Annotated in this window: 14 protein-coding genes; 7 read left to right on the forward strand and 7 right to left on the reverse strand. The window is 62.5% G+C overall.

Annotated elements, in window-relative coordinates; translation table 11 throughout:
- Window positions 1-82: 82 nt before the first annotated feature.
- The gene (locus LJ656_RS23315) at window positions 83-1,663 is read left to right on the forward strand and encodes an isocitrate lyase (protein WP_230511876.1); all 1,581 of its coding nucleotides are present in this window, start codon (window positions 83-85) and stop codon (window positions 1,661-1,663) included.
- Window positions 1,664-1,813: 150 nt separating this feature from the next.
- On the forward strand, window positions 1,814-2,683 hold the full coding sequence (gene ypfJ, locus LJ656_RS23320; protein ID WP_230511877.1) for a KPN_02809 family neutral zinc metallopeptidase: 870 nt from the start codon (window positions 1,814-1,816) through the stop codon (window positions 2,681-2,683).
- Between the two features lie 102 nt (window positions 2,684-2,785).
- On the opposite strand, the gene LJ656_RS23325 is transcribed toward ypfJ, so the two are convergent.
- The 4 genes from LJ656_RS23325 to LJ656_RS23340 form a co-directional block, all read right to left on the reverse strand.
- Window positions 2,786-3,187: a hypothetical protein gene (locus LJ656_RS23325; RefSeq protein WP_230511878.1), complete on the reverse strand. Its 402-nt coding sequence runs from the start codon at window positions 3,185-3,187 to the stop codon at window positions 2,786-2,788.
- Window positions 3,188-3,256: 69 nt separating this feature from the next.
- Complete coding sequence (locus tag LJ656_RS23330) at window positions 3,257-4,033, reverse strand: molybdopterin-dependent oxidoreductase (RefSeq protein WP_230511879.1); 777 nt, start codon at window positions 4,031-4,033, stop codon at window positions 3,257-3,259.
- 25 nt (window positions 4,034-4,058) lie between these two features.
- The gene (locus LJ656_RS23335; RefSeq protein WP_230511880.1) at window positions 4,059-4,685 is read right to left on the reverse strand and encodes a cytochrome b/b6 domain-containing protein; all 627 of its coding nucleotides are present in this window, start codon (window positions 4,683-4,685) and stop codon (window positions 4,059-4,061) included.
- 77 nt (window positions 4,686-4,762) lie between these two features.
- The gene (locus LJ656_RS23340) at window positions 4,763-5,014 is read right to left on the reverse strand and encodes a pentapeptide MXKDX repeat protein (RefSeq protein WP_230511881.1); all 252 of its coding nucleotides are present in this window, start codon (window positions 5,012-5,014) and stop codon (window positions 4,763-4,765) included.
- 272 nt (window positions 5,015-5,286) lie between these two features.
- On the opposite strand from LJ656_RS23340, the gene LJ656_RS23345 reads away from it, so the two are divergent.
- The 3 genes from LJ656_RS23345 to LJ656_RS23355 all read left to right on the forward strand — a co-directional run bounded on the left by LJ656_RS23345 (window position 5,287) and on the right by LJ656_RS23355 (window position 7,247).
- On the forward strand, window positions 5,287-5,859 hold the full coding sequence (locus LJ656_RS23345) for a sigma-70 family RNA polymerase sigma factor (protein WP_230511882.1): 573 nt from the start codon (window positions 5,287-5,289) through the stop codon (window positions 5,857-5,859).
- Window positions 5,856-6,497 (forward strand): DUF1109 domain-containing protein, encoded by a 642-nt coding sequence (locus LJ656_RS23350; protein ID WP_230511883.1) that lies wholly within the window; start codon window positions 5,856-5,858, stop codon window positions 6,495-6,497. Before LJ656_RS23345 ends, LJ656_RS23350 begins: the two co-directional genes overlap by 4 nt.
- A gap of 333 nt (window positions 6,498-6,830) precedes the next feature.
- A complete protein-coding gene (locus tag LJ656_RS23355; RefSeq protein WP_230511884.1) occupies window positions 6,831-7,247 on the forward strand; it encodes an organic hydroperoxide resistance protein in 417 nt (138 codons plus the stop codon).
- Between the two features lie 96 nt (window positions 7,248-7,343).
- Here the strand turns inward: LJ656_RS23355 and LJ656_RS23360 are convergent, their stop codons facing one another.
- The 3 genes from LJ656_RS23360 to LJ656_RS23370 form a co-directional block, all read right to left on the reverse strand.
- On the reverse strand, window positions 7,344-8,105 hold the full coding sequence (locus LJ656_RS23360) for an IclR family transcriptional regulator (RefSeq protein ID WP_230511885.1): 762 nt from the start codon (window positions 8,103-8,105) through the stop codon (window positions 7,344-7,346).
- Window positions 8,106-8,138: 33 nt separating this feature from the next.
- A complete protein-coding gene (locus tag LJ656_RS23365) occupies window positions 8,139-9,260 on the reverse strand; it encodes an FAD-dependent monooxygenase (protein WP_230511886.1) in 1,122 nt (373 codons plus the stop codon).
- A gap of 305 nt (window positions 9,261-9,565) precedes the next feature.
- Window positions 9,566-10,300, reverse strand: a complete 735-nt coding sequence (locus LJ656_RS23370) for an ABC transporter substrate-binding protein (protein WP_230511887.1) — start codon at window positions 10,298-10,300, stop codon at window positions 9,566-9,568.
- 184 nt (window positions 10,301-10,484) lie between these two features.
- Here LJ656_RS23370 and LJ656_RS23375 point away from each other — a divergent pair, with 184 nt between their 5' ends.
- The gene (locus LJ656_RS23375; protein ID WP_268998747.1) at window positions 10,485-10,703 is read left to right on the forward strand and encodes a tlde1 domain-containing protein; all 219 of its coding nucleotides are present in this window, start codon (window positions 10,485-10,487) and stop codon (window positions 10,701-10,703) included.
- On the forward strand, window positions 10,684-11,133 hold the full coding sequence (locus LJ656_RS23380; RefSeq protein ID WP_230511888.1) for a hypothetical protein: 450 nt from the start codon (window positions 10,684-10,686) through the stop codon (window positions 11,131-11,133). The genes LJ656_RS23375 and LJ656_RS23380 overlap by 20 nt, the downstream gene beginning before the upstream one ends.
- Window positions 11,134-11,320 lie beyond the last annotated feature (187 nt).

Raw genomic sequence — 11,320 nt, forward strand, 5'->3', positions numbered from 1 at the left:
ATTTAGTCCATGCAGCTCGCACCCACAGACGTAGCGGCGAGCCGAACGGTTTAGTCAAACACCCTTAGCTCAGGAGATGGACATGGCCCAATATCAAGACGACATCAAGGCAGTGGCTGGTTTGAAGGAGAAACAAGGCAGTTCCTGGAATGCCATCAGCCCCGAATACGCGGCACGTATGCGTGCGCAGAACAAGTTCAAAACGGGCCTCGACATCGCGAAGTACACCGCTAAAATCATGCGCGCGGACATGGCCGCGTACGATGCCGATCCGGCCAAATACACCCAGTCGCTCGGCTGCTGGCACGGCTTCATCGGTCAGCAGAAGATGATCTCCATCAAGAAGCACTTCAACAGCACCGAGCGCCGCTATCTGTATCTGTCGGGCTGGATGGTGGCCGCGCTGCGCTCCGAGTTCGGCCCGCTGCCGGACCAGTCGATGCACGAAAAAACCTCCGTCAGCGCGCTGATCCGCGAGCTGTACACGTTCCTGCGTCAGGCCGATGCCCGTGAGCTCGGCGGTCTGTTCCGCCAGCTCGATGCGGCCGAAGGCGCTGCGAAGGCCGCAATTCAGGAACAGATCGACAACCACGTGACCCACGTGGTGCCGATCATCGCCGACATCGACGCCGGTTTCGGCAACGCGGAAGCAACCTACCTGCTGGCCAAGCAGTTCATCGAAGCGGGCGCATGCTGCATCCAGATCGAAAATCAGGTGTCCGACGAGAAGCAGTGTGGCCACCAGGACGGCAAGGTCACCGTGCCGCATGAGGACTTTCTCGCCAAGATCCGTGCGATCCGCTACGCGTTCCTCGAACTGGGCGTGGACGACGGCATCATCGTGGCCCGTACCGACTCGCTCGGCGCCGGCCTGACCAAGCAGATCGCGGTGACGAACAAGCCGGGCGACCTGGGCGACCAATACAACTCGTTCCTCGATTGCGAAGAACTGTCGGCCGACCAACTCGGCAACGGCGACGTTGTCATCAAGCGCGACGGCAAATTGCTGCGTCCGAAGCGCCTGCCGAGCAACCTGTTCCAGTTCCGCGCCGGCACGGGCGAAGCGCGCTGCGTGCTCGATTGCGTGACCGCGCTGCAAAACGGCGCCGACCTGCTGTGGATCGAAACGGAAAAACCGCACATCGCGCAGATCGGCGGGATGGTCAGCGAGATTCGCAAGGTGATTCCGAACGCGAAGCTGGTGTACAACAACAGCCCGTCGTTCAACTGGACGCTCAATTTCCGCCAGCAGGCGTACGACGCGCTGAAGGCCGCCGGCAAGGACGTGTCCCGATACGACCGCGCGCAGCTGATGAGCGTGGAATACGATGAGACCGAACTGGCGACGCTCGCCGACGAGAAGATCCGGACCTTCCAGGCCGATGCATCGCGTGAAGCAGGGATTTTCCATCACCTGATCACGCTGCCGACGTACCACACCGCCGCGCTGTCGACCGACAACCTCGCCAAGGAATATTTCGGCGACCAGGGCATGCTCGGTTATGTGGCTAACGTGCAGCGCAAGGAAATCCGTCAGGGCATCGCCTGTGTGAAGCACCAGAACATGTCGGGCTCGGATATCGGCGATGACCACAAGGAATACTTCAGCGGCGAAGCAGCGCTGAAAGCGGCAGGTAAAGACAACACGATGAATCAGTTCTAACAGCAGTCATACCTGATAGAAGTCATACTCTCGCAGCGCAATGCCAACCCTTTAGGGGTTGGCATTTTTTTTGTGCGCCGGTATATAAAATGCTACACGTTACCCATTACATAGCCTCGCACGCGTTGCAAAACATTTCAGGGGAAAAACATGCGCCTCGATGATGAAGCAGAAAGCCAGAACGTCGAAGACCGGCGAGGCGGCGGCGGGATGCGCGTCGGTGGCGGCATTGGGATCGGGACCGTCATCATTGCGCTGGCCGCTTCGTATTTCTTCGGCATCAATCCGATGACGATCATCAATGGCGCGCAGGTGCTGCAAGGCCGCACCGAGCAGCGTCAGGCGCCGGCGAATGCCGCCCCCGTCGACGATCAGGGCGGCCATTTCGTTCGCCGTGTGCTCGGCAACACCGAACGCACGTGGCAGCATATCTTCCAGACGCAGGTCGGAGGTCACGACTATCCGGCGCCCAGGCTGGTGCTTTTCACGGACGCAACGCAAACCGCATGCGGCACCGGCCAGTCGGCAATGGGTCCTTTCTACTGCCCGCAAGATCGCACGGTCTATATCGATCTGTCGTTTTATCGCGAACTGCGCGAACGTTTCGGCGCGAGCGGCGACTTCGCGCAGGCGTACGTGATCGCGCATGAGGTCGGGCATCACGTGCAGAACGTGCTCGGCATCTCCGATAAGTACGACGCAGCGCGTGCACGCATGTCCGAAGCACGGGCCAACGCGTTGTCCGTGCGGCTCGAATTGCAGGCGGATTGTCTGGCGGGGGTGTGGGCCGCGGTCGCGCAGCACCAGAATGCGAAGCTGATCGAGCCGGGCGATTTCGAGCAAGGCCTGAACGCAGCCGGTGCGATCGGCGATGACCGGCTGCAGCGGCAATCGCAGGGGCGCGTCGTGCCCGAGGCGTTCACGCACGGCACGAGCGAACAGCGTCAGCGATGGCTCAAGCGTGGTCTGACGAGCGGTGACGTCCGTCAATGCGATACGTTTTCGGCGCAGTCGTTGTGATCCGGTGGCGGACCGGGAATTTCGCGGTGTGACGACGGCGCAGCCTCCGATCTTTCCCGGTCGGTCGGGGCTGGCCGTGCGGTTCCGATCGCACCATTTTCGCTACGAAAAAACCCGCGACCATGCGGTGCGCACGCGTCTTGCCTTGTCTTCGAGCAGATATGACGCCGCCAATGCCAACAGACCGGATACCACTCCGGTCATCAAATGCTCCACAAACGGAATGCGGTAATGGTTCGGATGAGAGAAAGCATCGCCGATCGTGGTCAGTACGCCGACAATCAGCGCATTGCCATACCGGTGCTTATAGAATCCGGCCGCGGGCGTGAACGTCAGCAGTACCGCGAGAAGTCCGGTCAGCAGACCTGTCTGCAATGCAATCATCCAGTGGGGGAGGCTGAGGATATTGCCCCAGCTTCCAGGCATGCACGTCATGCACGCGCTGACCGGCTGCCAGAAACGCTGAATGAACAACCTGGCGCGGCGCTTCCATTCGCTCGCCATGATTTCCCCTCGTTACTGCCGGCGCCGCTGGGCGTTACGCCCGTCCGGGGGACAGGCATTACCCATGCTTCACGAGCCGCCGAACCAGTTGTAACCCTGATCGACCCAATAGCCGCCCGGAAACGTGTTGGTCACGAAAATCTCCATGATGTGCTTGGGATTCTTGTAGCCGAGCTTCGTGGGCATTCTGAGCTTCATCGGATAGCCGTACTTTTCGGGCAATTGCTGCCCGTCGAACGTAAAGGTCAGTAGCGTCTGCGGATGCAGCGCGGTTCGCATATCGATGCTTTCATAGTAGTCGTCCGCGCATTTGAAACCCACATATTTCGCCGACGTGTCGGCACCGACGCGCTTCAGGAATTCCGCGAATGGCGTGCCGCCCCATCGGCCGATCGCGCTCCAGCCTTCGACGCAGATATGTCGCGTGATCTGTTCAGCCTGCGGTAATGCGTAAAGCTCCGCGAGCGTCCAGTCCTTCCTGTTCCGCACGAGCCCGCTGACTTTCAAACGAAAGTCGCTGCCGTCGACGTGCGGTACCTCGTCGATGCCGTAGAACGCATTGAACGGAAACGGCCGCGTGATCTGTGCTTCTGTATAGGTCGGCGCGAGACGGTTCGGATCGAATAGCCAGGCCTGCACACGGTCGTTCATGCGCGACACGCTAGCCAGAAACGTGTCGACCGATTTGTCGTCCGACAGGCTGCAGCCGGTTAGCATCGCAAGGCCGCCGAGCGTCAGGATGCGTTTGCCGAACAGCCGCCGCGACGGCATGTCAAGCTCACCGCGCACGTCGATACTCAGCGACGCGAGGTCGATATCCGACGGCACACGATTGGATGGCTTCACGATTTTCCCTCCTCCGTTATCTCTGTTAGCGACCGCGAATCATCGTCAGCAGCGAACGCGGCACGAGCGCGACCATGGCCAGATGGACGACGATGAAACCAGCCAGCAACGCCATCGCGCAGAAATGAACAACACGCGCGCGGTCGTATCCGCCGAGCAACTCGCGCAGCAACGGAAACTGCACCGATTTCCAGATCACGAGCCCCGATACGATCAACACCGCAATGTCGACCATCACGAACAGATAAGCGAATCTCTGCACCGCGTTATAGCGGCTTGGGTCCGCGTGCGACAGACGGCCTCGCAATGCTTCGCCGAGATCGTGAAGAATCGCGCGTGGCGAGAGCGGGAAGAACTTCGCACGCAGTCGGCCGGTGACGATGTTCATCGCCAGATAGAAGAGCGCGTTGCCGAACAGCAGCCACATCGCCGCGAAATGCCATTGCAATGCGCCACCGAGCCAGCCGCCCAAGGTAATACTCGGCGGGATTACGAGATCGCGGAACACCGGCGACGCATCGTAGATGCGCCATCCCGACAGCATCATCAGCACCACGGCCAACGCGTTGAGCCAGTGCGCGATGCGCACCCACGCAGGCTGGATCGTGCGCGTCGCTCGGGGCGACGCGCCGGGTTGGGCAAGCGCATTCATATCGATCTCCGGGCAATCCGTGGGCTGGTGTGCTCGGGTGCGGTCGCGGCGCGAGGCCGCGAGCGCACCCGCGCGTGTTACTGGCTCATTGCGTCGTCTTTCTTCATCGCGTCGGGTTTCATCTTGCCGCTGTCCTTTTTCATCGGGTGTTTGGACATCGCGTCCTTACCCATTGCATCTTTGGACATCGAATCCTTGGCCATCGAGTCTTTGCTCATCGAGTCTTTCGACATCGAATCGTTGGCCATCGCGCCGCTCGCCTGGGCGAATGCCGGGCTGCCGCCGACGAGCAACGCTGCGGCGATTGCCGCGACTGCAATGTGTTTCATGACAACTCCTTTGAATGTCGTTAATCGGACCGTGACCGCTCAGCGTTGTAGCTCGTGACCGGCCGCTGTCCATCGGGGAAGAGCGTTATCCAGCAACTACCGATGCGTCGCCATCGCGCATCTGACAGATAGTTCGCGATGCATCGCGGCGCGGTTACAGGCTCGCGGAAATTTTTTTCTTCCACCGCAAAAGACACGAGCGCAGGCCGGCCACGAACGCCGCGGCAAGCGACGATGGAATAAACTTCTGTTTCCTGTAACCGGCACCCCAGATGAACCGAACTACCGATATCTCCGCGGCGCAGGCAAAGGAGTCGCATCTGCGCGCCCTGTTCCTGCGCGGCCTCGATGGCGATAGCGCCGGGTACCGGCAATTTCTCGCGGAACTGGGTCCGCACCTGCGAGGCTTTCTGCGGCGCAGGCTTTACGATCGCGCCGCCGATGTCGAGGATCTGGTGCAGGAAATATTGCTGGCAGTGCACAACGCGAGGCACACCTATCGCGCGGACGAGCCGCTGACCGCGTGGATTCACGCGATCGCGCGCTACAAGCTGACGGACTACTTTCGCGCGCGTTCCCGCCACGATGCGTTGAACGATCCGCTCGACGATGCGTTCGAGTTGCTCGCCGCGCCCGATCTCGAACCGGCGCAAGCGAGGCGCGACGTGGCCAGCCTGCTGGAACATCTGCCGGAGCGTCAGCGTCTGCCGATCGTGCACGTCAAACTCGAAGGGCTATCCGTGACGGAGACCGCGAAGCTGACCGGCATGTCGGAGTCGGCGGTCAAGATCGGCGTGCATCGCGGGTTGAAGGCGTTGGCCGCGAGGATTCGAGGAACACGATGAGAACGGATGACTTCATTTCGCTGCTTGCGACCGGCGTCGCGCCGGTGGACCGCCACGGGCCGACCAAACGCTTTGCCATTGCAGTGCTGATCGGCGCGGCGAGTGCGACGCTGATTACCGCGGCGCTGCTCGGTATCCGCCGCGATCTCGCCGAAGTCGCGGTGACGCCGATCTTCTGGGCCAAAGTCGCGCTGCCGTTGTGTTTGATGATTGGCTCGCTGTGGATGTCGACGCGGCTTGCCAGGCCCGGCGTGCGCGCGGGACGCAGCCGCTGGGTGGTCGCCGCGCCGGTCGTGCTGGTGTGGCTGGCCGCGGCCTATGTGTTGAGCGCCGCGCCGGATGGCTCGCGGCTCGCACTCGTGCTCGGCTCGACCTGGCGCGTGTGTCCGCTGCTGATCGCGCTGCTGGCGGCGCCGGGCTTTGTCGCCGTTTTTTGGGCCCTCAAAGGACTGGCGCCGACGCGGCTTGCGCTGGCGGGCGCGGCGGGCGGTTTGCTGGCGGGTTCGACGGCAACGCTTGCGTACTGTCTGCATTGCCCGGAAATGGGCATTCCGTTCTGGGCCGCATGGTATCTGCTTGGGATGCTCGTACCCACGGTGATCGGCGCGCTGCTCGGTCCGCGACTGCTGCGCTGGTAGGCAGCCGGCAATTCGGCGCTACAGGTATCGACCAACCAGTTAACGCCTCATACAGCGCGCCCCATACAGCGGCGGCGCAAACCGCTTCGACATCGGGCTCGAAATCAGTGCGATGACCTGTTTGTATCGCACTGTATCAACCGCCATTCCAGATACGCCCGCATACCAAACCCGCTGATCCAGACACACGCGCGATACACCCGCGCGTTCCAATACGTGCACCGCAAGTCGAACCCAACGCTGCATCGCGAGCCGCTCCGGCGAAGCGCCGGCGACGGCGTCGACCTCGGACATACCGCATCGAAATTCACTGGATCAACAGGAGCATTCACCATGACCCGCATCGAAAAAGTGCTGTACACCGGCAAGACCCACACCACCGGCGGTCGCGATGGCGCCGCGCGCAGCTCGGACGGCCGTCTGGAAGTCAAACTGTCGTCGCCGGGATCGTCGGGCGCCGGCACCAATCCCGAGCAACTGCTCGCCGCCGGTTGGTCCGCGTGCTATATCGGCGCGCTGGGTCTGGCCGCGCGGGCGGCGCACCTGACGCTGCCGGTCGATACCAGCGTCGATGCAGAAATCGATCTGGGCACGACTGACGGCGCGTACTTCCTGCAGGCGCGTCTGAACGTGAGCCTGCCCGGCCTCGAGCGCGACGTGGCGCTTGGCTTGATCGAGCGCGCGCATCAGACCTGCCCGTATTCGAAGGCGCTGCGCGGCAATGTGGACGTTCAGACCACGCTGGTCTGAAGAGAGAAATTCGCTTGGCACTGCTAGGCGAACGAGCGTGAAGACGAGGCCCATCGAGGCCTCGTTTTTTTACTTGCGGTGGCGCGCGCCCGAGCGCTACGCCAACAGCTTCGAAATCTGCGCGGCGGCGCGTTTGACCGGCTGCGCGAGCGCCTCGTCATGCTCGGGCCGGTCGGCAAAGAGCCGCGACGGGCCCGCGATGCTGAGCGCCGCGAGCGCATTGCCGCTTGCATCGACGATCGGCGCCGCACACGAATCGATGCCTGCTTCGAGCCCCGAGTGGCTCCACGCGCAACCGTCGGCGCGGACCTGCGCGAGACGCGCGGACAACTCGTCGAACGACGGCGCATCGGGCTCCGTCCACTGCGTCGCGCACATCTGCTCGAGCACGGCGGGTTCCAGCAACGCGAGCATCGCGAGCCCCGGCGTCGCGCGATACGCGGGCAACCGGCTGCCGACGCGAATCTGCGAGACCAGCGGCGTGTCCGGCACTTCGGCGAGCGAATAGACGATCTGCGCGCCTTCGCGCACCACCAGATACGCGGACATCCGCGTGAGCGCGGCGAGCGTGGGCAGCACCGCGCGCGCATGCCCGATCAGATCCGACGAGCCGAGCGCGGCCGACGCGAGCGTCAGAAACGGCAAGCCCAACCGATGCCCGGCCGGTCCGTCGACGATCAACCCGAGCGCCTCGAGCGATGCGATCAGCCGCATCAGCGTGATGCGGTTCACGCCGAGCTGCCGCGCCGCTTCGCTGACGTTGCCGGTCTGTCCGCCTTCGGCGATGAAACGCAACAGCCGGAACGAGCGCTCAACGGCGTTCGACGATTCGTTACTGCGGTCGGAGTTGTCAGCCATACGATGGACGAAGAGCGAGGCGAGGGAGTCGGATCATGCCACAGGAACAGTCCACGCATCGTAGCCGTAGACCCAATCGCCGTTGCCGCCTTCCTTGAGCCAGTTGTTGCCGCGGGAGCCGATCTGGATGCGCGCGGTGCGGTCGCGGCGCGCTTGTTCGTAGCGCGTGAGCGCGGTGTCCAGCGTTGCGCTCGATGCGCCGGCCAGCGAGCGCGACAGCACCACCGCATCCTCGATCGCCATGCCGGCGCCTTGCGCCATGAACGGCATCATCGGATGGCAGGCGTCGCCGAGCAGCGTGAAGTTGCCGCGGCTCCACTTCGGCAGCGGATCGCGCACGTACAGCGCGGACGCGAGCACGGTATCGCAGGCGGCCAGCAGGGTTTTCGCGTCGGCGTGGAAGTGCTGGTAGGCGTCGCGCAGCGCGTCGGGGTCGCCCGGCGCGGTCCACGATTCGTTGGTCCAGTCGCTCTGCGCGGTGGTCGCGAAGATGAACACGTCGCGGCCTCGATTGAGCGGGAACGTGACGATCTGCGATTCCGGCGTCGGGCCCCACCATTTGACGAAGGCACCCGTTTCGAGGTTCGCCAGACGCGTGGCCGGCACCACCGCGCGATACGACACGATGCCGGTGAATAGCGGCGCGTCGGGACCGAGGATGAATTCGCGCACGCCCGAATGGATGCCGTCGGCGCCGATCACGAGATCGAAGCGCTGCTCGGTGCCGTCGGCGAGTGTGAGGCTGGCTGCGCCGTCTTCCTGCGCGAGTTGCGTCACACGGTGGCCGAGCCGCAACGCGCCGGCCGGCATCGCGGCTTCGAGCGCGGCGATCACGTCCGCGCGGTGCATCGTCAACTGCGGCGCGCCGTATTTGATCTCGGCTTCGTCGGACATCGGCAGATGCGAGGTTACTGCGCCGGTGTCCCACATCCGGCTGATCCGCGCGGATGGACGCGCGGCGGTCTCGCGCAGCGTCGCGCCGATGCCGAGACCGTCTAGCGCGCGCACCGCGTTCGGCGTCAGGTTGATATCGGCGCCGACCCGCCCGAAACGCTCGGCCTGTTCGAACACGACCACGTCGTGCCCCTGCTTGTGCAACGCAATTGCCGCGGCCAGGCCGCCGATGCCGCCGCCATTGATTCCAATCTTCAGCACTTCGCTTCTCCGCTGTTCATAAATGAACATGATGGTATTAATGTGAACAGGTGCGATTGTGGCGAGAAAGTATTCCGCGCGCAATTGGTTTCTAAATTGGGGGACCTGGGGGAATCCCTTGGGTGGGCAGGCGAAGGGCGGACGGATGCGCAGGCGGGGCAGATAAACTGCGGAGGACGACGAATCACGGGCGCGAGACCTGTGGGTCAGGCGGAGTCGTCGTTGGAGAGAAAGGGGGAAGCCGCGCGGCGGAGGTGCCGCGCGGCGAATGCCTACGGAGCGCGCTGCCCCGGGCGGCAGACCTGCTACGCGGCAGGCGCCACCGAGGCGCCGTTGATCCCGTGCCGCGCAAGCGCGTCGGCGACGAATCCCGACGCCTTCATCTCTTCGACGAACGCACGCAGCGCTTCGGCTGCCGCTTCGCCGCGGCTCTTCGGCGTGCCCATCGCCTGCTGGATCACCATGAAGCGTTCATCGAGCAGCCGCAGCCCGGTGGTATTGCGCCTATCGGCTTCGAGTTGCTGCTTCACGCCGGCCGCGACTTCGAGCTGCTGTTCGATGAAGGTCGGCACGACGCTCGGCGAACTCGGTGCGCGCACGATCTGCGCGGCCTTCAGTTCGCGCGTGAGAAACAGATCGTACGCACTGCCTTTGCCGACGACCACGCGGTTATGCGCCTGATCGACATCGCGATTGCTGCGCACCGGCGAATCGTCGCGCACCAGGTAGAAGCCTTCGATCAACACATACGGCGCGGTGAACGCGATCTTCTCGCCGCGCAACGGATCGACCGCGAAAAAGCCGAAATCCGCGCGCTCCTCGTTGATCGCCTCGACCGACTTGCCGGCCGTATCGAACACCACCAGTTCGAGCTCGACGTTCAGCTTCGCGGCGAACGCGCGCGCAAGGTCGATCGACACGCCGAACGGTTCCCCCGACGCGGGATCGCGGTTCGCGAGGATCGGATTGCCGAGATTGATCGACGCGCGCACTTTGCCGGTCGGAGTGAAGGCGGAGACGATGGAGGGGGCGAGGGTCATGAGTGCTCTCCTGGCGGCGCGATACAGCGAACGCGCGGGGTTGGTCGGGGTTCGGGGAGTTTGGTGATGCGGGGTGGGGCGTTGAGCGGTTCGGCTGCGAGCTTATCACCCGGTTGGGAAAATGCGCGAAATGGGTCATCCGTAAGATTCGTCTGAAAGACACGGAAGCTCTGCCGCATTACGGTTGACGCTTTTCAACCGAAAAGGCAAACGCGGACACTTCCGGCTCCATCCGTTGGGCGGTCAAGGCATTTCTCAAGAATGTATTACGTTGCCCGACCACGATGATTTCCGGACCATCCGCAATTCGCTTTTGCATTCATCCACTGTGCCGGTTCGCACTTCCGGGCTTTCGGCGTACGGCACCATAGAGGTTATCGCGCATGGCGAAACCTGTCCGTAAGCTGTTCAAGGCAGGATTATTTGTTGGCCTATTTTGTCTTGCCGTTCGCTATGTGCACACCTATCCCGTGCCAATGCCGGATCGCCAGGTCGCCACATTGTTGGACATCTCGGATTGGCTTGGCATTAGCGATCCCGAGGCGCTTTATATTTATGGGTTCACGACTGTCGATCTGATTCTTGCCGTCTTTGCATGGTTCTATCTGATACGTTGGCTCGAAATCCGGGATTCCGATGATTTATATTTCCTGATCCTGCTGATTGTTCAGTCCGGTGCGTCGATGGTTGTGTTGCTGGTATTGGCAGACTGGCTTGGATTCAACGATAGGGATAGTTTTTATATTTTTATCGTCCTGACTTCTCACACCATACTTGCAGTTTGTGCCTACGTTGCCTTCGCTGAACTATGGCGGCGTTATCGCACGAGTTAGAAACGAGAGGGCGAGCGTACGTCGCTTCCGGTGACGCCCGCCCGCTTTCGTGCGCGCTCCTCGCGACGCCGCCGCATATCCGGGTCATCTCTGCTAGCACCCCGCCCGAGTTTGTCCTACTGTCCACCATGCCTTGATTCATCGAATCACGGCAATTCCCAAAACGCGATGTGGCATCTCTTACTTG

This window comes from Paraburkholderia sejongensis, from assembly GCF_020880815.1.
Taxonomy (GTDB): Bacteria; Pseudomonadota; Gammaproteobacteria; order Burkholderiales; family Burkholderiaceae; genus Paraburkholderia; species Paraburkholderia sejongensis.